Raw genomic sequence first — 26,902 nt, 5'->3', positions numbered from 1 at the left:
GCGAGAGCGGATTTAATTCGCTAGTTTTCCTCCATGACTTTTTCTGCCGTACGTTCCCAGCCAAGCATTATTACCGCCATTCCTTATTGGCGGGCTTGCTGACGACTGCACCCAACCCGCCCTGGAGGCGGGTTTTTTCTCTCTGTCTCCCGGGCTTCGAACACAGCCAGGAGATCCATCATGAGTCACCCCAGCCGTCTTGCCAGTACCCCCGCGCCCAGCACCGACATGGCCTTGCTGGAACACTATGTGAAGATGATCCTGGCCGCCCCGGTCTACGACCTGGCCATCTGCACGCCGCTGCAAGTGGCGCCGGCATTGTCCCTGCGCCTGGGCAACCAGGTGCTGCTCAAGCGCGAGGACCTGCAGCCGACCTTCTCCTTCAAGATCCGCGGTGCGTACAACCGGCTGGCGCAACTGAGCGCTGAGCAGAAACAGCGTGGGGTGATCACCGCATCTGCCGGCAACCATGCCCAGGGCGTGGCCCTGGCGGCCCGGGAGCTGGGGATCAAGGCCACCATCGTCATGCCTGAAACCACCCCGGAGCTCAAGGTCCTGGGGGTACGTAGTCGTGGCGGCGAGGCCCTGTTGCATGGGCCGAGCTTTCCGTTCGCCCTGGCCCACGCCCTGGCGCTGGCCGAGCGCACCGGTTGTACCTTCGTGCCGCCTTTCGACGACCCCCATGTGATCGCCGGGCAGGGTACGGTGGCCATGGAGATCCTGCGCCAGCACCAGGGCCCCCTGGATGCGATCTTCGTGCCGGTGGGCGGCGGCGGGTTGATCGCCGGGATCGCGGCCTATGTGAAATACCTGCAGCCGCAGATCCGTATCGTCGGTGTCGAGTCCGAACACTCCAATTGCCTGCAGCAGGCGTTGCTGGCGGGGGAGCGGGTGATCCTGCCGACGGTGGGCACTTTCGCCGACGGTGTCGCGGTGGCGCAGATCGGCGAGTACGGCTTCCAGATCTGCCGCCAGCATGTGGACCAGGTCATCAGCGTCAGCAACGACGAACTGTGTGCCGCGATCAAGGACATCTACGACGATACCCGCTCGATCACCGAACCTTCCGGGGCCCTGGCGGTAGCGGGCATCAAGCGCTACGTCGCCGACAGCGGTGCCCGTGGCCAGACCCTGGTGGCCATCGACTCGGGAGCCAATATCAACTTCGACAGCCTGCGCCACGTGGCCGAGCGGGCGGCGCTGTGCACTGCCGTGGCGCAAGCCTGAAGTGCAGGGACGGTCAGGACAGCAGTGGCCGCATGAAGCTGCGTTCGTAGCTGAGGATGAATTTCTTCTCTACCACCGAATCCACCAGGGCCACGCTTTGCGGATCGCCAAGGGCCGCCTGGCGATAGGCCTCGTAGTCGGCCAGGGACGGGAAACTGAACAGGCAGTGGGCGATGTTGCTGGCCCCTTCACTGGGCAGGAAGTAGCCATGGTGGGTACCGCCCAGGCGCTGCACCACGGCAATCCAGGCCTTGGCGTAGGCCTCGAACTCGGCCAGTTGGTAGGGGTCGATCACATAGCGGACATGGCAGGTAATCAAGGACGGTACTCCAGTGAGGAACGGACGGGTTCGCGTCAAAAAAACTGCGGCTCAGAGCCAAATCGAATTTAACAGACTCGCCAAAGCCGCATAGTCTGAACCCTGGCCCCGTGTATGCAGATCCCGCAGGCCGGGCCACGACATCGAACACGGACGTCGCCACTGGCAGGCGCTTGGCCTGTCGATTGGTCGCCTCGAAGAAGGAGAGAGTCGCCATGTTTCTATCTGCCCTGGAGTTGCGCAACATCATCGAAAGCAGTTTCCTGCCCAAGCGATGCCAATGCACCCTGAGCCCCGACCTGTCGATGACGGTGAAGGTCTTCGGCGACCGTGAGCCCGATCGCGTCGACCTGCTGGTGACCGGCATCGATGCCGCGCAGCTCAACGGCTGCCGGGAAATCAACGAACTGGTGGCCGAATTGCGCTATGACCTGGCCCACAACGCCAGTCATATCGGGGAGCTCAAGCGCGCCCATCATTGAAGCATCGCCCAGCGTTTCGTGCCCAAGTCCGGTAGGCAGCCGCTGTTACCCATCGACCAGGTGGTTGCAGGCTCCGGTCTCGCAGCCGTTCAAGGCTGCAGCGCGCCTTATGGCCGACCCTACAGATCGCTGTAGGCGATGCGCTGGTAGCCGGGTAGCGCTTGGTCGAGCAAGTGGTCCAGGGATTGCCGGGGTGGCAGGTAGTCGTCGCCGAAATCACCGTTGTCCAACTGGGTCGGATGGGCGACCACCTCGATCAGGCCGTGCGGGCGCAAGCCGTCGAGCAGGTCCCTGGGGGTGCAGACCCTGTCGGCCGAGGCCCCCGATAGCCAACGCATCCGACGATTCAACGAGCTTTTGAACAGCCACTTGAGCGGGCCGATGTTGCCGCCGACATTGCGCGCCAGCCGTACGGGCACCCTCTGCTGGGCGGCGAAGCGCGCGACGATCATCGCGATCGGCCAGATGTTGTGCACATGCTGGTGCGAATCGATATGGCTGGGCCTCACCCCGTGGTCCAGGCAACGCTCCCACTGGGCTTGCAGCTCTTGCCACACGGCGGTCCTGGCCGCGGCCGGCAAATGCAGGGCCGAGCGCCGCAGGTGCAGATCGAACTGGCCCTGGGCATCGCAGAATAGCGGTTGGCCAGCGATTGCCTGGCTCAAGGGGGCACCATAGGTCAGGTTGAAGTGCAGGCCGATACGCCCCAGCAGGGCGTGCTGATTGGCCAGGCGGCAGGCGTCTTCGAAGGCCGGCATGTTGGCCATCAGAGTGGCCGAGCTGATGACCCCGCGCTGGAACGCGCGCAGGGTCAGTTGGTTGTATTCGGGGTCGAGGCCGAAGTCGTCGGCATTGACGATGACCTGCTGCAGCCGGGAGTGCTTCATGGACGAACCTTCTTGGCAGTAGCGGCCAGGCGACGTTCGCGCCAGGCCTTGAAATGAGGCTTGAGTCGTTGCCAGAGGCGCTCGCCGAGCCCCGCCAGCAAGCCGCGCGGACGCCAACTGTAGAAACTCCAGCGCTGGTGCTCCACCAGGCCACTGAGGCGTTCATGCAACTGGTGGCTGGAGCGGCTGAGGCTCACTCGGGAAGCGTCGACCCACTGCCAGCCGTCCTCCAGGCCCCAGCGAATCCACTCGTCCAGCAACAGCCGGCCGCTGCCCAGGTTGGCGTAGTCGGCGAGAAAGGCGATGTTGTAGTCATACAGGCGCCCGCGCTCCAGGAGTCCCAGGCGATAGCTGATGCAGCGCCCCTGGTGTTCCAGCATCGCCACTCGCACCCGATCTTCGGCTGCCAGGGCGTGCAAGGCGCTGAACATCCATTGCTGGCGCCGCGCTCCAGAGAAGATCCCCAGGCCATCGGTGCCTTTCCAGCTGGACTGTTCCACTTCGCAAAGCCTCTGCAGGACCTGGTCGATGTCTTGCGCGCTGGGGGACAGGCGAACGACCCGCGCATCGATTTCGGCGCAGCGTTTCTTTGCCCGACGCAGTTCATAGCGCAGGGTCCCGCTGGCTTCTTCGCGATCGCTGGGAAGAATCTGGTGCTCCGGTACGCGGCATCCCAGCGACTGTTCGCCATAGCTGCTGGCCCGGCGCCAAGGCTCCAGCACGCCGGCGGCATCGACCAGCTCGTGCAGTTGCAGCAAATCGTGGGGCAGGCGCCGGCGAATCTGGCCCAGGGCTTCGGCCATGGCCGACCTTGCAGCGGGCGCCACCAACAGCGCCAGGCGATCGCTCAGTGGGTGCCCCAAGTGCCGCAAGACCCGCAATGGCAGGCCGCCACGGGACTCTCGCCCGGCGATCAATGGCAGGCACAGCAGCAACTCCGCGTCCTGCCAGCCCATCAGGATGTGCAATGCCTGGTGCTCGGTCAGGGCCTGTTCGGCGCCGCGCAGCCAGCCCAGGCGATTGAACGGGGTAGCCTGTTCGGTCGCTTCGCACAGTCGTTCATAGGCTTGTGCGGGGAAGTTTTCGGTGCACAGGCTGGTGCACCATTGCCAACGCAGGGTCACGTGCGCTCCTTGTCGATCTGGCTGGCCGCGGCCTGCTGCTCGGCCAGGCGACCGCGCCTGAGGTGATGCAGGCGCGTCTGGTGATAGGGCCGGCGGCGATGCAAGTGCAGGCAGCGCAACAGGCAATAGACATGCAAGGATTCGCCGACCTCCTGGAAGCCCAGGCGCATGTGCATCTTCAACGCGGCCTCATTGCGTACGTTAACCAGTGCCCGGGTGGCCTTGAAGCCGCGCTCGCGGTACTCCTCCCAGAGCATCTTCTGCGCCAGGATCACCACCCCCGAGCCACGGTAGGGCAACGCGCATTCCCCGGCGAACTGGTACAGGCAGCCAGGCGGCATGCGCATCCAGCAGCGATACAACTGATCGTCGTAGTAATCACGCTCGCTGATCCACACCATCATCATCACGTTGCCTTCGTGATCCAGGTGGGCGCTGCCGCGACTGCCCTTGTCCAGCAGGCCGCGAATGGCCGGTAGCTGCGCCTTGAAGTACTTGTCGAAGGCCGGCAGCAGCTCCCGGGTGATGCGCACTTGGGGCCAGCGCTCGGGGCTGATGGGGCAGGGCACCGGCAGCGCCAGGGGGCGCTCCAGGGTCAACAGCTCCCAGTGGTAGTAGAAGAAACGTTCGCGCAGCAGGCGCAGGCTGCCGCGCAGGCCCTTGCGGCGAATCTTGGCCAGCAGGCCGGTCAAGCGATTCATAGGGTTTTCCAGGTCAAGGCGAACAGGGTCTCGCCGGGCAGTTGGAACACTGCACGGCCGGCATGGCACTGCACCGGTGCGTCATGGCTGTAGCCGTCGGGCCCCAGCAACTCCAGACGAGGGCCGGACTGGCAGAGATCGGTCGTCGCCGCCAGCTCGATGGTGTGTGGCCGTAGGGTCTTGGCCACTCCCAGCAAGCTGTGACGGGCGCCATCGCGCAGGGCCAGGGCGTCCACCTCGAAGGCCGGGTTGTCCAGCGCCTGGACCTCGCCCAGCCAGTGCTGCTGGATGAATTGCTGGGCCTTGGCCACCGGCTTGAGGGCAAAGCGCTGGGCGTCGCGCAGGGCCAGCATGCCCTTGGGATACTCGGGTTCGTCGGCGGCCTGGAACCAGTTGAGCATGTCCAGCAGGCCGTCCTGCGAAGCGTTGACCACTACCGACATCCACCACAGCGCCGCATAGTGGGTGTCTTGCTGGTAGGGGCTGAGGTCCGGGCCGCTGGAAATATTGGTCTGGCTCAACAGCAGCGCCTTGCGTGGCCGGCCGTGCTCGTCCAGCCCCACCAATTGCGCAGCGGCGCGCACGCTGTCGCGGTAGCGCCGGGTGGCCAGCAGATCGCGCACCATCCATTCGTGCCAGGCCAGGGCATCGATATCCTCGCCATGTTCTTGCAGCAGCCGCTGCGCCCAGTCGATGCCCCGGCGTTGCCCGGCACCGACCCGGAATGGCCCGTCCAATAGCCTGGAGCTGGCTGGCATGGCAATACGTACCCCGGCTGCGCGGGTATCGGGATTGGCCCGGGTGTGCTCCAGCATCTGCCCGAAATAGGCGGCGAACGCGGCATAGCTTGGGTAGTTCAGGTTGGGTTCGTCGGCAAAGGCCAGGTAGTGCGTGCCTCGGTTGCCCAACTGCGCGCTGTCGGCCAGCCAGGCATCGAGCCCCGCAAGGGTCTGGCGATCGGCCTCCAGTACCGGACGGCGCCCGGTACCTGCCAGGAGGGTGATGTCGTGATCGATGGCGAACATTTCGCGATACAGGCGACGAAAGCCGATTTCCCGCAGCGGTTCGCTCTTGATCACATCGACGAAGCTGTAGAAGTTGGCCGATCGGGCGCCCAGGGCCCGTAGCAGTTCGAAGGTCGACTGCGGCGGCTGGGCGTAGGGCAGGGCGATACCCAAGTACGGGCTGGGACCCCGAGCCTGCGGCTTGAGCGTCAGCTCCACCTGTCCCGGGGTCCACTGCAATGGATGCAATTGGTGCAGGTCCTGGGCGAACAGGTTGGCGGTGCCATCGAGCCAGAACCCGACCTTGCCGGAGCCGCCCATTGACAGGCGCCAGACTTCATCCTGGCTGGCCGGTGGCAACGGGACCTGGTCGAATTGCGGGTACTGTTCGTGGCGCTCCAGCTTCAATCGCACTTGCAAGCCATCGCTCAGGCGCACGGCCTGCAACACGCTGACACCACCGTGATACTTGCCAGCCAGCACCGCTCGCTCCCCTGCGGCCACCTGAAAATACAGCTCGGCCCCTTCGGCGACATCGGCGCTGAAATGCACTTTGGCCGGCTCGAACTGGGCTTGAGTGGCGCTGTCATGGCCGATCTTGAAATTGCGAAAGCTGTAGCCCGGGACTTGCAGGCGATAGTCGCCCTGGGCCGCAGGCAGGTGGATATCCTGCTGGCCATAGGCTTGGCTGGCGGGGATATCCAGCGCTTGCAGCAACTGGCCGTCAGGCGCCAGCAAATACAACTGCTCGTGGTTGGCGTCGCTTTGCCACGCGGGGCTCCAGCGCAGATGCAGGGTGTCGGCGGCAGCGGCCTGCAGGTACAGGCTGCCATCGCGGATATCGCCCCACTGCATGGGGGCCGCGTACAGCGACGGCGCCACGAATAGCATCAGGGCGAACAGGGAACGGGGTTTCATCAGGCCTTTTCCTTGGGGCGCAACAAGTGGCGCAGGTAGACGATGTCTGCCGGTAGCAGAAACAGGGTGCGGTACCAGGCAATACCGCTGAGCCGACAGTACAGTGCGAGCATTGCCAGGCTTACCGCCAGGTAGGCGATGGACGAAGCCAGGCCCGCACCGACGATGCCCAGCCGCGGGATCAGCAGCGCGTTCAGGGCCAGGTTCAGCAGCGCGCCGGCCCCCAGCATCAACGACAGGGTGCCGGGCCGCTGCTTGCCCAGCAGGTCCAGGCGCAGGATGCTGGCGTAGCACAGGCCCAACAGCCCGGGCAGCAGGGCCAACAGTGCTTGGTAGGCCGGGGCATAGGCCGCACCGAACAGGGTCACGATCAACCACTGGCCGATCAGCGCCATGGCAAGGCAAGCGCCGAGCATGACCGTGGCGGTCAGGCGCAGGGCCAGGGCGGTAAGCTGCTCGATGCCATTGCCTTGCTGTAACAGGCGCTTCATCAGGGGCGTGGTCACGGCCTCGGGAATGATCAGCAACAGCTCGGCGGCGGCGCTGGCCATGGCATACCAGCCAAGGGCCGTGGGGTCGAGCAAGGCGCCGATGAACAGATAGTCCGAGCGCAGCATCAACTGCTGGGCCAGGACACCGGGATGGCTCTGGGCGCTATAGCGCAGGAGCCGGCCTTGTTCGCCGGACTGCCAGCGCAAGCGCAGGTCGTGAAAGCGCGCCAGCCAGCACCAGCCCACCACGACCACCAGCAGGGTGCCCCCCAACCAACTGACCAGCGCCGCGGACAACGGCTGGTCGCGCCAGATCCACCACAGGCCGACGAACAACACCAAGGGCACCAGGGACTCCAGCAACCGCAGGGCATTGAAGGCTTCGACCCGGCCATCGGCGTTGTGCAGGGTCAGCAGGCCGCTCTTGAGCACCGTGATCGGCACCGCCAGCAGCAGTAGCCAGGCCAGGCTCCCCAGTTGCAGGCTCAGCTCCCACTGGCTGCCCAGGGTGTTGATCAGGGCCAGTGCGGCAAGGGTCAGCAGGCTGGCCAGCAGGCAGCCGTAGACCAGGACCTGGGTCAGCAGCAGCGCCATGGGGCGCTGGCGCGCAGCGTCATACCCCACTGCCGTATTGAGACCGCCGCTGGTGAGCGCGGCGATCAGGTCCGGCAGGGTACTGAGCAGGGCGAACAGGCCGCGATCCGCCGGGCCCAGTAGCCGCGCCAGGAGTATGTTGCGCAGCAGGCGCAGGCCGATCATCGCCAGGCGCGTGCCCATGCTCAGGGCCAGGTGCCAGAGGTAGCCTCCACGCCTCATGCCCGCGCCCCCTTCAGCAAGCGCCAGGCCAGGAGCCCCGGATGGGCGGCGCTGGCATGGCTGACATCGATTCGTGGCAGGGCCAGCCATGGGTTGTCACCTGCCTCGATCAGGCCGGGTTGGGTGCCCAGGGCATAGCGATAGCCCAGCTCGGCGACGGCGCTGCGCACCTGCAGGTTGTGATCGCCATTGGGATAGCAGTAGATCTCCAGGGGGGCCTGGCAATGCTTGCGTAGCGCGTCATGGGAGCGCTTCAGATCACTGCGCAGGGCGAGCGGATCGAGACGCGTGAGAATGCCATGGCTGGCCCCGTGGGGGCCGAAAGACACCAGCCCGGAACGTTCCAGCTGCTTGACCTGGCTCCAGTCCATGGCATGGGGCGCGGCGCCGGCCGGACAACTGTCGGCCAGGGCTTGCAGGGTGACCGGGTCCAGTTGCTTGAGGCGTTGCAGGTAGCCACCCAGGACACGACTGCGAGCCACGCTGGCGGCCGTTTGCAGCAAGGCTGCGGGCGGGGGCAGTTGCAACATTCGCAGGTAGTCCAGCAGTGGCTGGCTTGCGCTGGCGTTGGGTTGCTGCCACAGGGTCTCGCCAATGGACTCCCACCAGAAGCCCTGGCTGCGACCGATGAAATCGGTGGACAGGAAGATGCTTGCCGGCACTTCGTAGCGCTCCAGCAGCGGGTGGGCCACTTCTGCGTTGTCGCGCCAGCCATCGTCGAAGGTCAGGGCTATCCGGGGGCGGTCGCCACCGGGCAGCTCCAGCAGTTGCTGCAGCGGCACACAGTCGAAATGCCGGCGCAACCAGCGCAGCAAATGCTCGAATTGCGCCTGGCCGACACATAATGGCGCACGGTGGGGCAGGCTCGCCGCGGTGGAATCGGCGAGCACCCGGTGCAGCATCAGTATCACCGAGCAATCGCTCAGGCGGCGGCGCCCGACACTGTGCAGGTAGGCACTGCCCAGCAGGCGCTTGAAAATCAGTTTCACCTTCACCTCAGCGATTCTGCTGTGGGTTCCACAGGGCATAGCGCTGCCCGCGGAGGAACTGCCAGAGGCCCATGCTCATGCCCGCCAGGGTCACCAGGATGAATCCGGCCAGGCGAAACACCTTGGGCAGGCGTCCGCGCGAGTCCAGCAAGCCCAGGAGGCCCGCGCCATAACCCGCCAGTTGGGCAACCAGCAACGCGCTATAGAAGGGGCCGGCGTCCCACAGCAACAGGTTGCTCAGCAACAGTGGCAACAACAACACCGGTGCCAGGCGCCGGATCAGCTTGTGGCTGATCAGGGCAATGGCATAGGCGCCGTGGCGCCATGGATTCATCAGCTCCCGGCGCTGGGCCAGGCTCTGCAAGCCGCCCACGGTGACCCGCAGGCGTCGGCGGTATTGTTTGTCGGCTTCATCCACGCCCTGGTCCAGCACCTGGGCTTGCTCCACATAGACGATGCGCTTGCCCGCCACCGGGGCGCAGGTGCTGATGAAAAAGTCATCGTTGACCTCGGCCGGAATCCGCTGGAACAGTTCCCGGCGCAGGGCCAGCAACGCGCCGTCGGCTGAAACCATGCAGCCGGTACGATTCTCGGCCTGGCGCAACCAGGCTTCGTAATGCCGGTACAAGCTATCTCCCAGGCTCAGGTTGTGCCCGGGCCGGGGGATGATCATATGCCCACCGCAGGCGCCTACCTGCGGATCGGCCAGGGGCTCCAGGAGCTTGCCCAGGGTGTCGGTGGACCACTGGTTGTCGGCATCGGTGAACACCAGGATGTCATTGCGTGCCAACTCTACCGCGGCGTTGAGGGCCCCGGCCTTGCCCACCCGCGGCAGATCCAGCACCAGGACCCGTGAGTCGCGCAGGCCCAGGGCAATGGCCACGGTCTCGTCGCTGGAGCCATCGCTGGCCAGGATGATCTGCAGGTCGGTGGCCGGGTAATCCTGTTGCAGCAGGGTCTGGAGCTTGTGCTGGATATGCGGTCCTTCGTTATGAGCGGCGATGATCACGCTGACCGATAGCGGCTGGCCCTGCATCGCAGGGCGTGGGCGCACGAACAGGCTGAGCAGGCCCAGCAGCAGCGGATAACCCACCCAGGCATAGAAGGGCAACAGCAGGCAAAGCCAGAAAAGAATCTTAGCCACGGTCGGGCCTCCTGACAGAACGGTTGAACAGACCCTGGATCAGGGCCGAGGCCCCCAGGTACAGGCGCACCCAGTGCAGCAGCCAGAGTTGCAGGACAAACAGCGGGTCGCGCTGGCGCCACCCCTGGCGCAGGGCCAGGAGCAGGGGCGCGAGCGCGGCCAAGGCCAGGTACAGCAAGGCGCCGCCCCCCTGGCCCAACAGCAGCGCCAGCACGGCCATCAGGCTGAACAAGGCACACGCCAGGCACAGCAGTGGGAAGCGCAGCAGGCGCAGGCTCGGCCCGGCGCTCTTGAGCAATTGCACATGGCTGCCCTGGCGCCAGCGTTCCTTGGCGGCCCATTCGCTCCAGCTGGCTTCGAACCCCCAGTGCAGCACCTGGGGCTGGGCCAGGCTCAACTGCCGTGCTCCGGCGGCGTTCAGGCGCAGGCCGAAGTCCTTGTCCTCGCCGGTACGCAGTTGTTCGTCGAAACCGCCGACACGCTCGAACCATTCGCGCTTCAGGCAAAGGTTGGGCGTAGGCATCCACTGCAACAGGCGAGCCTTGCCCCCGGCCGCCAGGCTGCGTCGCTGCCAGGCCCGGGCGAACCAGGGAGCGCTGGCAGGGGCGGCACAATCCAGGGCGAAAACCTCGGCCTGCGCCTGGTTGCGTTGCCAGAGTTGCAGCCAGTTGCCGGGTACTTCGATGTCGGCATCGAGAAAGGCCAGGCAGTCGCCAGTGGCGACGGCGGCGCCGCGATTGCGCAAGGCCCCGATGCTCAGCCCGGGGCATGGCAGGACCTGGGCACCCAGTTCCCTGGCCCGTTGTGGTCCCTGGTCGGTGGAGCCGTTGTCGACCACGATCAGCTCGCAGTCCATGTCGGCCGCCCGGGCGGCGCGCAACACGCTGCCCAGGGTTCGCTCGATGTGTCGCGCCTCGTTGTACATGGGCACGATCACGCTGATCCGTTGCATTGCAGCCTCCCTTGGCAGGATCTCGCTGATGACATGCTCGCCTTGGCGTCGCGACGCCAGGACGACTTTCTTGCGGCGCTCGCGCCCCGAGTAACGGTGCCTCATCACGCTTGCTCGGCCTCACGCCGCAGCACGCTGGACAAGGCCAGGAAGATCCACAGGTACTTGTGGTTCGGTGCGCTGAGGAACAGCAGGAACACCGCCAGTGCCAACAGGCTCAGCCCCAGGTGCGTGACAAGGTCGGCCTGCTCCCGGGCGCCCCGGGCGAGGAACGCCTGGCGCGAGCGCTCGAAATTGCGCAGCCCCATGAGCAGCAGCGCCACGAAGCTCAGGCCGCCGGGAATGCCCAGCTCGCTGAACAGTTCCAGATAGGTGTTGTGGGCCCGGCGATACAGGTCCGGCTCGTTGAGGTTTTCCGAGAAACTGCTGGCGAAGCCGGTTTGCGCGTAATGGATCGGGAAGGTACCCAGGCCTGAGCCCAGCAGTGGGTTCTCGCGGATCATCTGGCTACCGACCACCAGGTAGGAGGTCCGACGACCCAGGGAGGTGTCCGCCGAGTGCGAACCGGACTTGAGCATGCCCAGGGACTTGATCCGCGCCACATAGTCGGCCGGCAGCGCGGCGATACCCAGGGGCACGACGATCGCCACGGCGAACATGGCGAAGCCCAGGTGCTTGGGCCGCAGGCGCTTGAGGCGGTCGCGGTAATGCCAGGCCCCGATGGCGATGGTGAACAGCACCACCAGCAGGCCGGAGCGCGAGTCGGTCTTGGTCATCCCAGCCATCAGGGTCAGGCTGATGGCCACCCAGAACAGGCGCTCCAGCCAGTGGGGCGAACGCAAGGCGAGCAGGATCGCCGGTGGCACGGCCATGGCGATCAGCAGGGCAAAGTAGTTGGCGTCCTGCAGCAGGCCGATGGCCCGGCCGCCCACCTGGTACTTGGCGGAAACCAGCGCGATCACGCAGGTAATGGCCACGCTGACCGCCAACAGGCGGCAGAGCATCAGCAGGTTGATCTCACGGGCAATCAGCAAGGTCACGAAGAACAGCACCAGGCCCACGGCCAGCTCTCGCAGGCTGTCCAGGGAGACGGCCAGGTTCTCGCTGTACATCAGGCTCAAGAGCAGGCACAGCAGGAACGGCCCCAGGGCGCGCCACAGGTTGCTGCCCAGGCGGGTCTCGGGGATCTGCCGCAACAACAGCTTGAACAGCATGATCAGGATCAGCGAGGCGCCCAGCAGCTTGGCCCCGGAAAAAGCACTGTCCTTGAACAGCCCCTCGAAAGGCACCAGTGCGCAGATCCCCAGCAGGCCCCAGGCCGGACGACGATAGAGCAGGGCCAGGCCGAACATCCCGACCACCACCAGTGGTGCCAGGAATGGCCACGGGCTGGCAAGCAAGGCCAGGCCGGCCAGGCCCAGGAGCAAACCGAGAAAAGGTGCGGCGATCATACCGGGGTAGTCTCTCTGGCAACGCGGTACAGCTCATCCCAGCGCTTGGCCAGGGTGGGCAGGTGATGGTGCTGGCGCTGGGTGACACGAGCCGCCTCGGCCAGGCTCCGGGCCTGGATTGGATCGTCCAGCAACTCGCCGATGCAGCGGGCCAGTTCCTCGCTGTCCAGGGGCGTGGCCAGCAGGCCGTTGTGCCGATGCTGCAGGACATCGGGAATGCCGCCGACGGCAAAGGCCGCTACCGGAGTCCCGACCTGCATGGCTTCGAGCAGGATCATCGGCGTGCCTTCGGTGCGTGAGCTGATCACCAGCACGTTGAGGCGCTTGAGCCAGGGCTGCATATTGCTCTGGTAGCCCGGTAGCAGGATACGCAGGGACAAGCCGGCGGCCTCGATGCGCTGGCGCAGGATCGCGTTCTGCTCGCCATCGCCCAGGAGCACCGCCTTGAGGGAGGGGCGTTGCTGGCACAGGCCGATCAAGGCATCGAGAAACAGATCCGGGCCTTTTTCCCCGCTCAGGCGCCCAACGAAACCCACCAGGGGTTCCTGCTCGTCGCGCCGCACCGGAGCGTCATGCAGGGGCGGAGCCTGGTTGCCCGTGGCGATGGCCGGGGCCGGTTCCGGCAGGCCGTTGGGAATCACCAGCAGCTTGGCTTCGGCGACGCCTGCCTGCAGATGCAGGCGGGCGATACTCTGGGCGACGCACACCACCCGGCGTACGTGGCTGCTGCGACACAGGCGCAGGCTGGTCCAGGTATAGAGCTTCTGCTTCAGGCTGCGCGGGGTGAAACCGTGCTGGGTCATTACCAGCGGCAGTTGCAGGCGCCTGGCACAGGCCCAGGCGAACACCTGGGCCTTGAAGTTGTGGGCATTGAGCAGCCCGGGCTGCTGGCGCAGATGGGCCAGCAGCTCCTTCAGGCTCCGGCAATTGTGGCTGGGCACGCCGGCCTCGGCAAAACGCTGCAGCAACGCCAGCGGAGCATCGATGAACACCACCCGATGCTCGCCCGGGGTGATCAGGCAGTGATCCAGCAACATGCGCTCGGCGCCATAGAAGCCACCGCTGTGGATCAGATGCACGATAGGCTGCGCGGCCATGCTCAAGTCGTTCACTGTTTGGCCCAATGCCAGGCCCAGCGCCAGGTCCAGCGTGGGTAGGGGTTGAGCTGCGGGGTTTCGACCGCGTTGAGCACCATCAGCACGGGCAGGCCGAGATGGTCGCTGACCTGGGCCGGATGCTTGAAGCGATGGTCGAAGAACTCATAGACATAACCCAGGGCGATGGCCAGGAGCAGCCCGGTCAAAAGACCCAGGGGGATGATCAGCATCGGTTTGGGGAAAGCCGCTTCGCTGGGTTCGTAGGGCTGGCTCAGGACTCGCGCATTGGACAGCTCGCCGCTGATCAGGCGCTCGCCGCGGCTCTCTTCATAGCGCTGGGTGTAGGTGAAGAAGGCCTTGTGCAGGGCATCGATCTCGGTGTCCAGCTGGCGCAGCTTGCTCAGCACTTCCTGCAGGTCGCGCACACGGGTCTTGTAGTCGTTGATCCGCGTGGTTTTCTGGGCGATCACCGACTGGGTGATCTGCAATTCGCTGCTGCGTTCGCGGACGCGGTTCTCCACGACCTTGAGGAACTGCGCCCGGGCCCGGACGATCTGCTCGCGCTGTTGCTGCATTGGCACGCTGTCGGCGCGGTAGGTATCGGCGGTGGTGCCGTACTGGCTCACCAGGTTGGTCAACTGCTCGCCCAGGTGCTTGATCTCGCGGTCTTCGTAGGCAACGTTGTCCACGGTGTTGGCGAAGGCGAAGGGAAAGGTGTAGTCGGTCAGGCCGGCCTTGCGTGCAGCGTCCAGGCTTTTCTGCAGGTAGTCCAGGCGGCGCTGGCTTTCCAGGGCCTGGTCACGGTAGCCGTTGAGCGACTGCTCCTCGGTGTTGATGGCATTGAGGCGGAAGGTGATCTCCTCCTTGGGATCGGAGGCATGGGCTGCTTCCAGCAATGCCTGGCGCTTGCCCTCCAGATCGTCGAGGCGTGACTGGTACTGGGCCTTCTTCTGTTCGTAGAAGGCCTCGGGCAGTTCATTGGATTGCAGGTCCTGGCGGCTCTTGAGGTAGTTGGCCAGCAGGCGCTCGACAAAGCGCGTGCCCTCGGCGGCGGACGGGCTGCTATAGACGATGGAGATCACGTTGGAGCCGGGCAGGGTGCCGATCTTCAGATCCTTGACCGCCTGGTCGGTGAAGGCGTCCAGGCTGGTATCGCGTACCGGGTCCACTGCCAGGCCGAAGAAACCGCGGGCCGGATTGATCACATAGTTGCGCAGCGGGTCCACCAGGATGCTGCGGATCGGCTTGAGCACCAGCTTGCTCAACAGGCCTTCGCTGCCACTGAACTGGCCCTCGCGACGCAGTTGGTCGATGGTGTCGCGGATCAGGGTCGGCGAGCGCAGGATATTGCTCTCGGTCTCCATATCCGCCAGCGAAGGCGGGATGAACTTGTCGGCATCCGGGGCGAGCACGGTGTTGGCGTCGGTCTGCGACAGCTTCTTGGACTGCACGATGACTTCGGCAGTGATCTCGAAGCTCTGCTTGAGCACCAGCGGCAGCAACAGAGCGAGCAGGGCGAAGCCCAGGAATACCCGCTTGATCAGGCGCCGATTGACGAAGAACACGAGGAGGAACTCGTGCAGGTAGTTTTCGATCTTGGTCATCGAGGCGAACTCAGTTGTTATTCGATTCTTTGTTGTCGACGCGGTAGCCGAAGCTGAAGCCGACACCCTGGAACATGATCACGTCCGCCAACTGCTTGCTCAGTGCACCGGCCTTGGCCAGGCGGGTCTTGGGCACGTAGAGCATGTCGTCCGGCTGCAGGTAGGCGAACTGCAGGGCCTTGCCATCCAGCGCCGCGTCGGCGTCGTAGACCCGGGCCTCGACTTCGCTGCCCTTGCGCCGCAGGATCACTACCGAGTCCAGGCGCGCGGTGGGGCCGGCGCCCTTGGCCAGGGTCAGGGCCTCGAGCACCGAAATCGGCCGGCGTACCGGGTAAGCGCCCGGCTGGCCGACTTCACCCATGACGAAGACCTCGTTGGCGGCGGTGGTCTTGAGCAGTACGTCGACGCTCACCGCACCGACTTCCTTGGCGTAGCGCTGGTTGATCAGGGTTTGCAGCTCGCTCAGGCTCTTGCCCTGCAAGGACAGGCTGCCCAGCAGCGGGAAGCTGGCGCGGCCATCGGAGCCCACCACGATTTCGCGACTCAAGCCAGTGGCCGGGTTGGTCAGGCTCGTACGCAGGTTGTCCAGCTGGGCCATGGCGTGGGAGATCGAGAAAGTGATCTGGGGCTTCTTCAACACCTTGGCGTACTGCGCTTGCAGGGCCTGGCGCGCCTGTTCGGCGGAGAGCCCGGCGACCTGGATATTGCCGATATAGGGCATGTCGATGCTGCCATCGGGCAGTACCAGCTTGTTGCCCCCAAGCTCCGGCGCGCTGATGAAGGTCACATCGACCTGGTCGCCCGGTTGCACCAGGTAGCGGGTCTGGCTGGTGGTGCCGATATGGAAGATCACGTCCAGCACGTCCTGGGGACGCAACACCTGTTCGATGGGCATGACTTCGGTGAGCTGGGCCTGATCGGCCGGGGCGCTGAGGATCTGTACCGGCATGTGCTGCGGCTCGCGATCGGCGCAACCACCCAGGGCCGCCAGCAGCAGTGACAGGCTCAGCAGGGAGAGTCTTGGCTTGTTCATGGTTACACGGTCCTTGTACCGGTCAGAGGCGGTCGTAAACCCACTTGGGCATGTAGTACTTGCGGGCGTTGAACACGCTGCCGATCAGCTTCGCTTCGGCCTGGATCAACCGTTGCGCCGCGGCCTGGGCCACTTCCCAGCGGGTTTCCTCGCTGCGCACCACCAGCACCACGCCATCGACCTGGGTACTCAGGGTGAGGATGTCGCCACTGCTGTACACCGGGTCGCCATCGATGATCACGAAGCGGTATTGCCCGGCCAGGAGTTGCAGCAGGTCGCGCAACTGCTCGGGCGTCAGGCGTTCGGCGTACTGCTGGCGCCGACCCAGGGGCAGGAAGTCGAAGTCCTGCTCCTGGCTGTCATGAATGCAGCTACTCAACTGCGGTGGGGTACTGGCCAGGGCCAGGTCGAGAAAACCCGGTTGCTGGTCCAGGCCCAGGCGCCGGGTCAGGCTTTGCTCGCCCAGGCTGGTATCCACCAGCAGTACTCGGCCCCGGCTGGTGCGTGCCAGCTCACTGGCCATGCTCAGGCTGCTGCTGGTGACGCCACTGTTGCGGTTGGCCGCGGTCAACAGGATCACGCGCAGTTCCTGGTCGAGCACGGTCACTGCCAGGTTGCTTTCACTGGGGGGCTGGATTTTCAGACTGGCAAAGGTTGCTGCCGCCATTTCAACTTGCTCCGTGGCCATTGAGGACCTTGAAAGGGGTTTTGATCAGGATCTTCAGGTCGAGCCAGGGGCTCTGCTGGAAGATGTAGGTCATGTCGAGGGTCACCCGGCCGTCGAAATCCACGTCGCTGCGCCCGGAGACCTGCCACAGGCCGGTGATGCCCGGGTAGATGCTCAGGCGACCCAGGTGGTGTTCCTTGTAGGTCTGGGCGTGGAACGAGGTTGGGCGTGGGCCGACGATGCGCATCTGGCCAAGCACCACATTGATCAGGTTCGGTAGTTCATCGAGGCTGGTACGACGCAGGAAGCCGCCGATCCCGGTAATCCGCGGATCGCGATCGATCTTGAAGTCCACCGAGTCCGGGCCGTGCTTGTTCAGGTGGCGTACCGAATCCTTGAGGGCCTCGGCGTTGACCACCATGGTGCGGAACTTGTACATGCCGAAGCGTCGGCCACGAAAGCCCGTACGCAACTGGACGAAGAACACCGGCCCTGGGCTGGTGAGCTTGATTGTCAGGGCAACCACCAAAAGCACCGGCGACAGTGCCACCAGCAGCAGCGCTGCCAGTACTGCCGAGGTCAGTCGCTTGCTGCGTGACAAGGTCCAGGGCCGGCCGCCATCGCGGCCAGTGATCCAGCCATGGTGTTGCAGGTCGATGGCAGCCTGGACCTTGCGTCGGAACGGGTCGTTGCGCCGATCGATGCGCGTGGGCGCATCGCTTGCGGGCGATGAGAGGGGTCTGTCCATATCCACCGGAAGTATTTCCATTGCAAAAGAGTTGGGGGAACGCTCAGGGCACGCAGGCCGCTCAGGACGTCCGGCCTTGGTAGTAGCGCAGGTACCACTGCACGAAATCCCTGAGCCCGTCTTCCAGGGGAACCTGGGGCCCGAAGCCGGTGAGGTTCTCCAGGGCGCTGACATCGGCGCAGGTGTTGAGCACATCTCCCGGTTGCAGTGGCAGGTACTCGACCTGGGCCTGGCGGCCAAGGAGTTTCTCCAGGGCGGCCACATAGTCCTTAAGGTGCACGGGGCGCTGGCCGCCGATGTTGAACAGGCGCCAGGGGGCCATGCTGGTGGAGGGGTCCGGTTGCTCGCGGTCCCACAGCGGGTCGCGGGCTGGTGGTTTGCCCAGTAGGCGCACCAGGGATTCGACGATGTCGTCGATATAGGTGAAGTCGCGCTGGTGCATGCCGTAATTGAACAGTTTCAGCGGATGCCCCTGGCTGATCGCGTCGGCGAACAGAATCGGCGACATGTCCGGTCGACCCCAGGGGCCATAGACGGTGAAGAAGCGCAGGCCGGTGGCCGGCACGCCGAACAGGTGGGCGTAGCTGTGGGCCATCAGCTCGTTGGCTTTCTTGCTGGCCGCGTACAGCGAGAGCGGGTGATCGACGTTGTCGCTGACCCGATATGGGGTTTGCTGGTTGGCCCCATACACCGAACTGGAGGAGGCATAGACCAGGTGCTGCACGGGGTAGCGCCGGCACATCTCCAGCAGGTTGAGAAAACCGCCCAGATTGCTGTCCAGGTAGGCCTTGGGATTCTCCAGGGAATAACGCACCCCGGCCTGGGCGGCGAGGTTGATCACCACCTGTGGGCGGACCTCGGCGAACAGCCGATCCAGGCCCTCGCTGTCGGCCAGGTCCAGGCGTTGCAGCGGGAAATGCCCCACTTGCTGTTCCACCCAGCGCACCCGATCGTGCTTGAGCTGGGGGTCGTAGTAATCGTTGAAATTATCCAGTCCGGTGACCTGATGCCCATCCTTGAGCAAACGCAGTGCGGTATGGGCGCCGATGAACCCGGCGGCCCCGGTAATCAGGATATTCATGCGCAAAGTGCCCCAGGTACGCGGTAAGGCAGGCCGATGCTCAGGTAGTGCAGACCAGCGTCCGCTGCCTGTTGCGGGTTGTAGAGATTGCGGCCATCGACGATCAGGCGATCGTTGAGCTTCTCGCGCAGCAGCTTGAAGTCCACCACGCGAAAGGCTTTCCACTCGGTGCAGATCACCAGCGCGTCGGCGCCTTGCAAAGTGTCGTCGCGGGTCGCGCACAGTTGCAGGTCATCGCGGTAGCCATACAGGCGCCGGCACTCGGTCATGGCCTCGGGGTCATAGGCATGGACCTTGGCCCCGGCTTCCCACAGCGCTTCCATCAGGTAGCGGCTGGTGGCTTCGCGCATGTCGTCGGTGTTGGGCTTGAATGCCAGGCCCCACAGGGCGATGACCTTGCCCTGGAGGTTGTCCCCCAGGTGCGCCTTGAGCTTGCGAAACAGCACATGCCGCTGCTGCTCATTGACGTCGCGCACGGTCTTGAGCATCTGCGGTTCCAGGCCATGGCTTTGTGCGGTGTGGATCAGTGCCCGCAGATCCTTGGGGAAGCACGAGCCGCCAAAACCGGCGCCCGGGTAGATGAAGTGATAGCCGATACGTGGGTCGGCGCCGATGCCTTTGCGTACCGCGTTGATATCCACTCCCAGCCGCTCGGCCAGGTTGGCCATCTCGTTCATGAAGCTGATGCGGGTGGCGAGCATGGCATTGGCCGCGTACTTGACCAGCTCGGCACTGCGGTTATCCATGAACATCAGTCGGTCGTGGTTGTGATTGAACGGAGCGTAGAGCTCGCTCAATTGCTGGCGAGGCAGTTCATGGGCGCAACCGATGATGATCCGGTCCGGACGCATGCAATCGGCGACCGCCGAGCCTTCCTTGAGGAACTCCGGGTTGGAGACCACGTGGACCCGCAGCTCGGACTTGCCCAGGTCCGCCAGTTGCTCGGCCACGGTCTCGACCACCAGGTCCGCGGTGCCCACAGGCACTGTGGACTTGATGACCAGGGTCTTGTCGCTGTACATGAGGCAGGCGATGTTTCGTGCAACGGCCAGGACATGATCGAGGTCCGCCGAGCCATCTTCATTGGAGGGGGTACCCACGGCGATGAAGATCACCTGGCCATGGCCTACGGCATCGCTGGGCTGAGTGGTGAAATGCAGGCGGCCGGCCTTCTGATTCTCTTCGATCAGGGCCGCCAGGCCCGGTTCGTGAATCGGTGGAATGGCGCGCTGCAGTTGGGCGATCTTGTGGCTGTCGATATCGACACACACCACGTTATGCCCAACATCGGCCAATGCAACCGCTTGCACCAGGCCAACATAGCCAGTACCAAAAACGCTGACTTCCAAGGGAACGACCTCGTCCATGATGAGTGTTGGGTGAGGGCGTGGCTCACCTCCTGAAAAAACGCATATGGCACATGGCCTTCATTGCGCTCTTTTTTTGACACTACCACAAGGTAAAGACGTTTAATTGACGTTTTTTGGCGTTACATAAATGACACAGCCTCTCTATTTATTTTTTAGATACAAATAAAACCCTTTTAAAACATAGCTTTACAGTTATTAATGATGGCCATAATGAAAAGCGTCAAATACTTGTATTTGTTTGTTGGGTTCGCTAAAAATCCGACGAACGGTAGATATTTTCGACAAAAGTTTGATGCTTCTTTGCTACCAACCTACAAAAAAGAACGATCTAGAGAGTGTTTCTGAGCGATGAGACAGTTTTTCGAGGCGCTTTCCAGGGCAGTGAAAAAGTCTCGGAATTGATCAGCTCGATGCTGGCTGGAGGTGTCGAACGTGAGCGCTGGAGTCAGACTAAAGTCGGGTAGGGCAAAGGCGGGCGATCTGCCATCATTTCCGGTCTTCATTGATTCAATCAATTCAACCGGTGATGTTTAATTTGCCGGATGGATTTCTCCTGGGTCTTTTCTGCCTCGCGTCACTGATTTTCTGCTGGAGCTTGTTCATGCGTCCCCCTTTTCCTTTACTCAATCCGTGCCCGCTCCTGGGCCTCGGAGCCGCTGTCCTGTGCGCGGGTTTTACACCGTTGGCCACTGGCGCCGGCTTTATCGAGGACAGCAGCGCCAAGCTCGAATCGCGCACGGTCTATTTCAATCGGGACTTTCGTGACGGCCATACCAGCAATGCCCAGGGTGCCTCCAAGCGTGAAGAATCCGCCCAGGGCTTCATTCTCAATCTGCAGTCGGGCTATACCGAAGGCACCGTAGGTTTTGGCCTGGATGCCTTGGGCATGCTCGGGCTCAAGCTCGACTCCAGCCCGGACCGCAGCAACAGCGGCCTGCTGCCATCCAGCGGGCATGACCCGCGGGGCTCGGCCGACCAGTACGCCAAGCTGGGCTTGACCGCCAAGGTGCGGGTATCGCAGACCGTATTCAAATACGGTGCGCAACTGCCGGACCTGCCGCTGCTCAAGTACAACGATGGCCGCCTGCTGCCCACCATGTTCAACGGTGCGGTGCTGACCTCCAAGGAGGTCAAGGACCTGACCCTGACGGCGGCGCGCCTGAATCGCTACACCGCCCGGGATTCCACGGACTCCCAGGACATCCGCGTGCACTGCAAGAACAAGCGCTATGCCTGCAACACCACGGCGGATCATTTCGATAACTATGGCGTGGACTACAAGTTCAGCGACCGCCTTAGTGGCCAATACCATTACGCCGAGCTGGAGGACATCTACCGCCAGCACTTCATCGGCTTGCTGGCCAACCAGCCCTTGGGGCCTGGCGTGCTCAAGGGTGACCTGCGCCTGATCAAGAGCGACGACAGCGGCAGTGCCCGTGCCGGTAGCATCGACCACCGGGCCCTGAGCACCATGCTCAGCTACGGCCTGGGTGGGCACGTGTTCAGCGCCGGTTGGCAGCGCATGTACGGCGAGAACTCGATGCCGTACCTGGATGGCAGCAACCCGTACCTGGTGAACTATGTACAGGTCAACGACTTCGCGGCGATCCAGGAGCGTTCCTGGCAACTGCGCTATGACTACGACTTCAAGGCCGTGGGCATCAACGGCCTGAGCTTCCTGACCCGCTACGTCAGTGGTGACAACATCAAGGTCCCGGGCAGCCTGCGCGAAGGTCGGGAATGGGAGCGTGACAGCGAACTCAAGTACGTGGTGCAGAGCGGCGCCTTCAAGGACGTCAGCCTGCGCCTGCGTAACGCCACCTACCGTAGCAACTACCAGAAGATCGCCCGCGACATGGACGAAACCCGCCTGATCGTCAGCTACAACTTCTCGATCTTCTGACGCAGCGCTGCCCTGTAGCCGCTGTCGAGCCTGTGGCGAGGCTGCGCGAAGGCCCGCAGGGCCTTGTCTTGACCCGCTTGCGCGGTCGCAAGCAGCCCGCGGCAGCGGCTACACGGCGCATTACACCAGTTGATGCCGGTAGGGCAGGTCCGGCCCGGTGCGGGTGCAGGTCAGCGCTGCGGCGTTGACGGCGAAGCGCAGCAGGGCGTCGATCTGTTCGCGCCCCAGCTGCGCAAGACTCAGGGGCGAGTCCAGCCCCTGCTCGGTCAACCAGGCGATCAGCGCCGCCTGAAAGGTATCGCCGGCGCCCACGGTGTCGGCTACCTGCACTTGGGGTGTCGCGACCGACCAGTGGCCGTGGTGCTGGCTGAACACCGTCGCGCCCTGGCTGCCGCGGGTCAGGAACACCAGCTTGGCACTGCCTTGCAACCAGCCCTGGATCAGTGTCTCGGGCGCCTGCCCGGGATACAGCTGCTCCAGGTCCTCATCGCTGACCTTGATCAGGTCGGCGTGCCCGGCCAGTTCATCGATGCGTTGGCGCCACAATTGGATATCCGGCTGCGGGCCGAGTCGCACATTGGGGTCGAGGCTGATCAGACGCCGCCCCCGTTCGCGACGCACCAGGGCCAGCAGGGTATCGGCGATCGGTTGCACCACCAGGGCAAACGAGCCCACGTGCAGCCCGCGTACCAGGTCGTCCAGTTCCGGCAGATGTTCTGTCAGCAATTGTCGGTCGGCACAGCCTTCGCCACGAAAGCTGTAGTGTGGCGAGCCATCGCTGCCCACCGCCACCATGGCCAGGGTGGTAGGGGCCGTGAATTCGCGCAGGTGGCGGGTGTCCACGCCTTCCTCCTCCAGCACCCGCCGCAAGCGCCGGCCCAGGTAGTCCCGGGACAGTCCGGCGAGCAGGGCCACATCGATGCCCAGGCGGCGCAGGCCTACCGCCACATTGAACGGCGAGCCACCGGCAATCGCCTGGAACGCCACTTTATTGGCCGGAGCACCGGCTTCGTCCACGCTAAAAACATCGAACAGCGCTTCACCGCATACCAGATACATAGTCATTCGCTCTTCAAGGGGCCAGATGCTGTCGATGGCGCTCACGCAGCGGTTGGCAGGGGCCGGGCTCGGGGCGCCGGGTCATGCATGATATCGGTGATGGCAGGCGATCGCCGCGATGTTTTCGATCCGCCATTGCCGTCCATGCAATGGCCAGGTACATCAGCCCAAGGTCCACTGGCTTTTTCCCGGTCACTGCCTAAGATGGCCGTCGTAGCTCCTCCTTTGTCCCGGAAACCGTTGGTAACGATGTCGGAAAAAGACACCATCTCCCTGCAACTGGTGCGCGAAGCCTTGTTGCAAAGCTGCGCGCCTGGCGTGGCCACCGAAGAAGTGCTGCACAAGGTCGGCATCGATCCGCTCGACGTGCAGTTAGGTACGGGGAGGGTTCCGGCCAACGCCTATGCGCGACTCTGGCGCTTGCTGGCACGGCGCCTGGACGATGAGTTCTTCGGCATGGACCCGCGCAAGCTCAAGTCCGGCAGCCTGGCGTTTCTCTGTCGTTCGGCCATGGCCCAGCCGACCCTGGCTCAAGGCCTGGATTCGGTGCTGGAGTTTCTTTCACTGATGCTCGAACACCTGGGCGCGCAACTGGTACGCCAGCAAAGCCTGGCGGAAATCGTCCTGGCCGAGGACGAGCAGCATCCGCGCCGGGCGTTTACCTATTTCACCTACTGGATGATCGTTCACGGCGTGGCGTGCTGGCTGGCAGGGCGGCGGATTCCGATCCTGGCCATCGAATTGCGTTGCCCGCAGCCGGAGTTCTGCGATGACTACCGGGTGATGTTCTCCGACAACCTGCGCTTTGACCGACCCCGCACGCGGATGATCATTGCCGCCGACTGCCTGGACCTGCCCATCAAGCGCAGCAAGGAGGAGCTCAAGCGGTTCCTGGCCCAGGCCCCGGCCAACATCCTGGTCAAGTACCGCGATCCGCAGAGCCTGGCCAGCCGGATCAAGCAGCAGTTGCGCCAGCTACCGGCAGAGCAGTGGCCGGAAAGCGAAAGCCTGGCCCAGAGCCTGTGCATTTCGGCCTCGACCCTGCGCCGCCGCCTGGCCGAGGAGGGCCAGAGCTACCAGGCGCTCAAGGACAGCGTGCGCAAGGAACTGGCCATCGTCTGGCTGGCGGAACCGCAGATCAGCTTCGCGCAGATCGCCGAGCGCCTGGGCTTTGCCGATACCAGTTCGTTCTACAAGGCGTTTCGCAAGTGGTCCGGCTTCAATCCCGGGCACTATCGCAGCCTGATTCTCAACGACCCGGCCTGATCTTGGCCAAACCGGTCACGCAGGTTGACAGCTTTGACCATTGTCCGGCCAAGGCTCTGGCGCCAGTATTTCACTGATTTTCATGAGGTTCCCCAATAAAAACAACGAGGGCTTCTGGCAATGCGCGATTACCTGTCCGCCACTGAAAACTTCAACTACCAGCACACTGTCGATGCCACCCTGGCCGGCTCGCTGTCGGCGCTCAACGCTTGTGTCGAGTGCTGTGACCGGCATGCTCTGCCTGGGCGCATCGCGTTGTTCTGGGAGGGGCGAGACGGCAACAGCGCCAGCTACACCTTCACCGATCTGCAAGACAAGGCCGGGCGCCTGGCCAACTTCCTCCTGGCCCAGGGCGTGGGCAAGGGCGACAAGGTCGCAGGCCTCTTGCCACGCAACGTCGAGTTATTGATCACGGTCCTGGCCACCTGGCGCATCGGCGCGGTGTACCAGCCCCTGTTCACGGCCTTCGGCCCCAAGGCCATCGAGCACCGGGTCAACAGTTCCGCTGCCAAGGTGGTGGTCACCGACGCCATCAACCGGCCCAAGCTCGCCGAGGTTGCCGGGTGCCCAACGGTAGTCACCGTGGCGGGTGCCAAGGGGCAGGGCATCGTACGGGGCGATTTCAGCTTCTGGGCCGAACTGGAGCAGTATCCGGCCCGTTGCGAACCTGTGCTGCTCAGTGGCGAAGATCCCTTCCTGCTGATGTTCACCTCGGGCACTACCGGCCCGTCCAAGGCGCTGCAAGTGCCGCTCAAGGCCATGGTCGCCTTCCAGAGCTATACCCGCGATGCCGTGGACCTGCGGCCCGAGGACGCGTTCTGGAACGTCGCCGATCCGGGCTGGGCCTACGGTATCTACTTCGGTGTCACCGGGCCGTTGGGCCTGGGTCACCCGATCACGTTCTACGATGGCCCCTTCACCCTGGAAAGCACTTGCCGGGTGATCAACAAATACGGCATCACCAACCTCACCGGGTCGCCAACCGCCTACCGCTTGCTGATTGCCGGCGGCGATCAGTTCGCCCGCTCGATCAAGGGCCGCCTGCGCATCGTCAGTAGCGCCGGCGAGCCGCTCAACCCCGAGGTCATCCGCTGGTTTGCCGAGCAGTTGGAGGTGGTGATCCACGATCACTACGGCCAGACCGAACTGGGCATGGTGCTGTGCAACCACCATGGCCTTGAGCACCCGGTGCATGTCGGCACCGCCGGTTTCGCCTCGCCGGGCCATCGCATCGTGGTGCTCGACGAGGAATATCGCGAGCTGGGTGTCGGCCAGCCGGGAATCCTGGCTATCGACCGTCGGCAATCGCCGATGTGCTGGTTCGCCGGTTACGCCGGGGCACCGACCAAGGCCTTCGTTGGTGATTACTACCTGAGCGGCGATACCGTGGAGTTGAACCAGGACGGCAGCATCAGCTTCGTCGGGCGCAGCGACGACGTGATTACCACCTCCGGCTACCGGGTCGGTCCGTTCGACGTGGAAAGTGCCCTGGTGGAGCACCCGGCGGTGATCGAGGCGGCGGTGGTGGGCAAGCCCGATCCGGAGCGTACCGAGCTGGTCAAGGCCTTCGTGGTGCTCAGCGAGCAGTACCGCGCTACTCCGGAATTGGCCGAGGAGCTGCGCCAGCATGTGCGCAAGCGCCTGGCGGCCCATTCCTACCCGAGGGAAATCGAGTTTGTCAGCGACTTGCCCAAGACCCCCAGTGGCAAATTGCAGCGCTTTATCTTGCGCAACCAGGAAATCGCCAAGGCTCAAGAGGCCGCGGCGGCAACAGTCAACGCGTGAACAGGGTTTGAACGATGCAGATTCAGAACAAGGTTTTTCTCGTCAGTGGCGGTGCGTCGGGCCTTGGTGCCGCCAGCGCTGAAATGCTGGTAGCCGCCGGCGCCAAGGTAATGCTGGTGGATCTCAACGCCGAGGCCGTGGCGGCCAAGGCGCAACAGTTGGGTTGCCAGAGCGTGGTCGCCGATATCAGCCAGGAGGCGGCTGCCGAAGCGGCAGTCCAGGCGGCGGTGAAGGCCTTTGGCGGGCTCGATGGCCTGGTCAACTGCGCGGGCATCGTGCGCGGCGAGAAGATCCTCGGCAAGAACGGTCCCCATGCCCTGGCCACCTTCGCCCAGGTGATCAACGTCAACCTGATCGGCAGCTTCAACCTCATGCGCCTGGCGGCCGCGGCCATCGCCGAAGGCCAGGCCGACGCCGATGGCGAGCGTGGGGTCATCATCAACACCGCCTCCATCGCGGCCTTCGACGGGCAGATCGGCCAGGCCGCCTATGCCGCCTCCAAGGGCGCGGTGGCCAGCCTGACCCTGCCGGTGGCCCGCGAGCTGGCACGTTTCGGCATCCGCGTGATGACCATTGCCCCAGGCATCTTCGAGACGCCGATGATGGCTGGCATGAGCGATGAGGTCCGGGCCTCCCTGGCCGCCGGCGTACCGTTCCCGCCACGCCTGGGCAAACCCGTCGAGTACGCCGCGCTGGTGCGGCATATCATTGAAAACAGCATGCTCAATGGTGAGGTGATCCGTCTCGACGGCGCCTTGCGCATGGCCGCCAAGTAAGGAGTCAG

Annotated in this window: 23 protein-coding genes and 1 pseudogene; 6 read left to right on the top strand and 18 right to left on the bottom strand. The window is 64.1% G+C overall.

Going from position 1 to position 26,902, the window contains the following annotated elements; all coding sequences use genetic code 11:
• Positions 1 to 228: 228 nt before the first annotated feature.
• Positions 229 to 1,203: pseudogene (gene ilvA / locus C4K39_RS25245) on the top strand (threonine ammonia-lyase, biosynthetic); the annotation flags it as partial.
• A 37-nt stretch (positions 1,204 to 1,240) separates the two neighbouring features.
• Here ilvA and C4K39_RS25240 read toward each other — a convergent pair.
• Entirely contained in the window at positions 1,241 to 1,546 is a 306-nt protein-coding gene (locus C4K39_RS25240) for an NIPSNAP family protein (RefSeq protein WP_068586488.1), read from the bottom strand.
• 215 nt (positions 1,547 to 1,761) lie between these two features.
• On the opposite strand from C4K39_RS25240, the gene C4K39_RS25235 reads away from it, so the two are divergent.
• Positions 1,762 to 2,028 (top strand): DUF1652 domain-containing protein, encoded by a 267-nt coding sequence (locus C4K39_RS25235; protein WP_068586485.1) that lies wholly within the window; start codon positions 1,762 to 1,764, stop codon positions 2,026 to 2,028.
• A gap of 119 nt (positions 2,029 to 2,147) precedes the next feature.
• Here the strand turns inward: C4K39_RS25235 and C4K39_RS25230 are convergent, their stop codons facing one another.
• The 16 genes from C4K39_RS25230 to C4K39_RS25155 form a co-directional block, all read right to left on the bottom strand.
• A complete protein-coding gene (locus tag C4K39_RS25230; RefSeq protein WP_124347698.1) occupies positions 2,148 to 2,915 on the bottom strand; it encodes a carbohydrate deacetylase in 768 nt (255 codons plus the stop codon).
• Positions 2,912 to 4,039, bottom strand: coding sequence for a GNAT family N-acetyltransferase (locus tag C4K39_RS25225; RefSeq protein WP_124347697.1), 1,128 nt, complete (start codon positions 4,037 to 4,039; stop codon positions 2,912 to 2,914). Before C4K39_RS25225 ends, C4K39_RS25230 begins: the two co-directional genes overlap by 4 nt.
• Complete coding sequence (locus C4K39_RS25220; protein WP_068586477.1) at positions 4,036 to 4,740, bottom strand: N-acetyltransferase; 705 nt, start codon at positions 4,738 to 4,740, stop codon at positions 4,036 to 4,038. The genes C4K39_RS25225 and C4K39_RS25220 overlap by 4 nt, the downstream gene beginning before the upstream one ends.
• Positions 4,737 to 6,662 (bottom strand): hypothetical protein, encoded by a 1,926-nt coding sequence (locus C4K39_RS25215; protein WP_124347696.1) that lies wholly within the window; start codon positions 6,660 to 6,662, stop codon positions 4,737 to 4,739. Before C4K39_RS25215 ends, C4K39_RS25220 begins: the two co-directional genes overlap by 4 nt.
• Complete coding sequence (locus tag C4K39_RS25210) at positions 6,662 to 7,969, bottom strand: lipopolysaccharide biosynthesis protein (RefSeq protein ID WP_124347695.1); 1,308 nt, start codon at positions 7,967 to 7,969, stop codon at positions 6,662 to 6,664. The genes C4K39_RS25215 and C4K39_RS25210 overlap by 1 nt, the downstream gene beginning before the upstream one ends.
• A complete protein-coding gene (locus C4K39_RS25205) occupies positions 7,966 to 8,964 on the bottom strand; it encodes a polysaccharide deacetylase family protein (protein ID WP_124347694.1) in 999 nt (332 codons plus the stop codon). The genes C4K39_RS25210 and C4K39_RS25205 overlap by 4 nt, the downstream gene beginning before the upstream one ends.
• A 1-nt stretch (position 8,965) precedes the next feature.
• Positions 8,966 to 10,102, bottom strand: coding sequence for a glycosyltransferase (locus C4K39_RS25200; RefSeq protein WP_068586465.1), 1,137 nt, complete (start codon positions 10,100 to 10,102; stop codon positions 8,966 to 8,968).
• Complete coding sequence (locus C4K39_RS25195; protein ID WP_124348395.1) at positions 10,095 to 11,054, bottom strand: glycosyltransferase; 960 nt, start codon at positions 11,052 to 11,054, stop codon at positions 10,095 to 10,097. Before C4K39_RS25195 ends, C4K39_RS25200 begins: the two co-directional genes overlap by 8 nt.
• 104 nt (positions 11,055 to 11,158) lie before the next feature.
• A complete protein-coding gene (locus C4K39_RS25190; protein WP_124347693.1) occupies positions 11,159 to 12,505 on the bottom strand; it encodes an O-antigen ligase family protein in 1,347 nt (448 codons plus the stop codon).
• Positions 12,502 to 13,602, bottom strand: coding sequence for a glycosyltransferase family 4 protein (locus C4K39_RS25185; RefSeq protein ID WP_164487322.1), 1,101 nt, complete (start codon positions 13,600 to 13,602; stop codon positions 12,502 to 12,504). Before C4K39_RS25185 ends, C4K39_RS25190 begins: the two co-directional genes overlap by 4 nt.
• 11 nt (positions 13,603 to 13,613) lie before the next feature.
• The gene (locus tag C4K39_RS25180) at positions 13,614 to 15,206 is read right to left on the bottom strand and encodes a GumC family protein (RefSeq protein WP_068586458.1); all 1,593 of its coding nucleotides are present in this window, start codon (positions 15,204 to 15,206) and stop codon (positions 13,614 to 13,616) included.
• A 10-nt stretch (positions 15,207 to 15,216) separates the two neighbouring features.
• Positions 15,217 to 16,239, bottom strand: a complete 1,023-nt coding sequence (locus C4K39_RS25175) for a polysaccharide biosynthesis/export family protein (protein ID WP_124347691.1) — start codon at positions 16,237 to 16,239, stop codon at positions 15,217 to 15,219.
• A 22-nt stretch (positions 16,240 to 16,261) separates the two neighbouring features.
• Positions 16,262 to 16,906, bottom strand: a complete 645-nt coding sequence (locus C4K39_RS25170) for a CpsD/CapB family tyrosine-protein kinase (RefSeq protein WP_068586451.1) — start codon at positions 16,904 to 16,906, stop codon at positions 16,262 to 16,264.
• Position 16,907: 1 nt separating this feature from the next.
• Positions 16,908 to 17,654, bottom strand: a complete 747-nt coding sequence (locus C4K39_RS25165; RefSeq protein WP_068586448.1) for a sugar transferase — start codon at positions 17,652 to 17,654, stop codon at positions 16,908 to 16,910.
• 61 nt (positions 17,655 to 17,715) lie between these two features.
• On the bottom strand, positions 17,716 to 18,735 hold the full coding sequence (locus C4K39_RS25160; protein WP_068586445.1) for an NAD-dependent epimerase: 1,020 nt from the start codon (positions 18,733 to 18,735) through the stop codon (positions 17,716 to 17,718).
• Positions 18,732 to 20,084 carry a UDP-glucose dehydrogenase family protein gene (locus C4K39_RS25155; RefSeq protein WP_068586670.1) on the bottom strand — a complete coding sequence of 451 codons (1,353 nt, stop codon included), beginning with the start codon at positions 20,082 to 20,084 and terminating at the stop codon, positions 18,732 to 18,734. The genes C4K39_RS25160 and C4K39_RS25155 overlap by 4 nt, the downstream gene beginning before the upstream one ends.
• 622 nt (positions 20,085 to 20,706) lie before the next feature.
• On the opposite strand from C4K39_RS25155, the gene C4K39_RS25150 reads away from it, so the two are divergent.
• Entirely contained in the window at positions 20,707 to 22,008 is a 1,302-nt protein-coding gene (locus C4K39_RS25150) for an OprD family porin (RefSeq protein WP_124347690.1), read from the top strand.
• A gap of 120 nt (positions 22,009 to 22,128) precedes the next feature.
• Here the strand turns inward: C4K39_RS25150 and C4K39_RS25145 are convergent, their stop codons facing one another.
• Positions 22,129 to 23,067 (bottom strand): carbohydrate kinase family protein, encoded by a 939-nt coding sequence (locus tag C4K39_RS25145; RefSeq protein WP_124348394.1) that lies wholly within the window; start codon positions 23,065 to 23,067, stop codon positions 22,129 to 22,131.
• 249 nt (positions 23,068 to 23,316) lie between these two features.
• Here C4K39_RS25145 and C4K39_RS25140 point away from each other — a divergent pair, with 249 nt between their 5' ends.
• The 3 genes from C4K39_RS25140 to C4K39_RS25130 all read left to right on the top strand — a co-directional run bounded on the left by C4K39_RS25140 (position 23,317) and on the right by C4K39_RS25130 (position 26,894).
• A complete protein-coding gene (locus C4K39_RS25140) occupies positions 23,317 to 24,333 on the top strand; it encodes an AraC family transcriptional regulator (protein WP_124347689.1) in 1,017 nt (338 codons plus the stop codon).
• A 120-nt stretch (positions 24,334 to 24,453) separates the two neighbouring features.
• A complete protein-coding gene (locus tag C4K39_RS25135; protein ID WP_068575908.1) occupies positions 24,454 to 26,118 on the top strand; it encodes an AMP-binding protein in 1,665 nt (554 codons plus the stop codon).
• A 14-nt stretch (positions 26,119 to 26,132) separates the two neighbouring features.
• Positions 26,133 to 26,894 (top strand): SDR family NAD(P)-dependent oxidoreductase, encoded by a 762-nt coding sequence (locus C4K39_RS25130; RefSeq protein WP_068575906.1) that lies wholly within the window; start codon positions 26,133 to 26,135, stop codon positions 26,892 to 26,894.
• Positions 26,895 to 26,902 lie beyond the last annotated feature (8 nt).

Origin of the sequence: Pseudomonas sessilinigenes (genome assembly GCF_003850565.1) — a bacterium.
GTDB classification, from domain to species: domain Bacteria; phylum Pseudomonadota; class Gammaproteobacteria; order Pseudomonadales; family Pseudomonadaceae; genus Aquipseudomonas; species Aquipseudomonas sessilinigenes.
The sequence above is the reverse complement of the archived record's forward strand: the minus strand, read 5'-3'. Positions and strand labels throughout refer to the sequence as shown.

Excerpts from the sequence above, each read along its gene's own strand:
- C4K39_RS25235 (WP_068586485.1), top strand. The coding sequence starts at position 1,762 with ATGTTTCTATCTGCCCTGGAGTTGCGCAACATCATCGAAAGCAGTTTC.
- C4K39_RS25230 (WP_124347698.1), bottom strand. The coding sequence starts at position 2,915 with ATGAAGCACTCCCGGCTGCAGCAGGTCATCGTCAATGCCGACGACTTC.
- C4K39_RS25220 (WP_068586477.1), bottom strand. The coding sequence starts at position 4,740 with ATGAATCGCTTGACCGGCCTGCTGGCCAAGATTCGCCGCAAGGGCCTG.
- C4K39_RS25215 (WP_124347696.1), bottom strand. The coding sequence starts at position 6,662 with ATGAAACCCCGTTCCCTGTTCGCCCTGATGCTATTCGTGGCGCCGTCG.
- C4K39_RS25210 (WP_124347695.1), bottom strand. The coding sequence starts at position 7,969 with ATGAGGCGTGGAGGCTACCTCTGGCACCTGGCCCTGAGCATGGGCACG.
- C4K39_RS25195 (WP_124348395.1), bottom strand. The coding sequence starts at position 11,054 with ATGCAACGGATCAGCGTGATCGTGCCCATGTACAACGAGGCGCGACAC.
- C4K39_RS25190 (WP_124347693.1), bottom strand. The coding sequence starts at position 12,505 with ATGATCGCCGCACCTTTTCTCGGTTTGCTCCTGGGCCTGGCCGGCCTG.
- C4K39_RS25185 (WP_164487322.1), bottom strand. The coding sequence starts at position 13,602 with ATGGCCGCGCAGCCTATCGTGCATCTGATCCACAGCGGTGGCTTCTAT.
- C4K39_RS25180 (WP_068586458.1), bottom strand. The coding sequence starts at position 15,206 with ATGACCAAGATCGAAAACTACCTGCACGAGTTCCTCCTCGTGTTCTTC.
- C4K39_RS25175 (WP_124347691.1), bottom strand. The coding sequence starts at position 16,239 with ATGAACAAGCCAAGACTCTCCCTGCTGAGCCTGTCACTGCTGCTGGCG.
- C4K39_RS25170 (WP_068586451.1), bottom strand. The coding sequence starts at position 16,906 with ATGGCGGCAGCAACCTTTGCCAGTCTGAAAATCCAGCCCCCCAGTGAA.
- C4K39_RS25165 (WP_068586448.1), bottom strand. The coding sequence starts at position 17,654 with ATGGACAGACCCCTCTCATCGCCCGCAAGCGATGCGCCCACGCGCATC.
- C4K39_RS25160 (WP_068586445.1), bottom strand. The coding sequence starts at position 18,735 with ATGAATATCCTGATTACCGGGGCCGCCGGGTTCATCGGCGCCCATACC.
- C4K39_RS25150 (WP_124347690.1), top strand. The coding sequence starts at position 20,707 with ATGCGTCCCCCTTTTCCTTTACTCAATCCGTGCCCGCTCCTGGGCCTC.
- C4K39_RS25145 (WP_124348394.1), bottom strand. The coding sequence starts at position 23,067 with ATGTATCTGGTATGCGGTGAAGCGCTGTTCGATGTTTTTAGCGTGGAC.
- C4K39_RS25140 (WP_124347689.1), top strand. The coding sequence starts at position 23,317 with ATGTCGGAAAAAGACACCATCTCCCTGCAACTGGTGCGCGAAGCCTTG.
- C4K39_RS25135 (WP_068575908.1), top strand. The coding sequence starts at position 24,454 with ATGCGCGATTACCTGTCCGCCACTGAAAACTTCAACTACCAGCACACT.
- C4K39_RS25130 (WP_068575906.1), top strand. The coding sequence starts at position 26,133 with ATGCAGATTCAGAACAAGGTTTTTCTCGTCAGTGGCGGTGCGTCGGGC.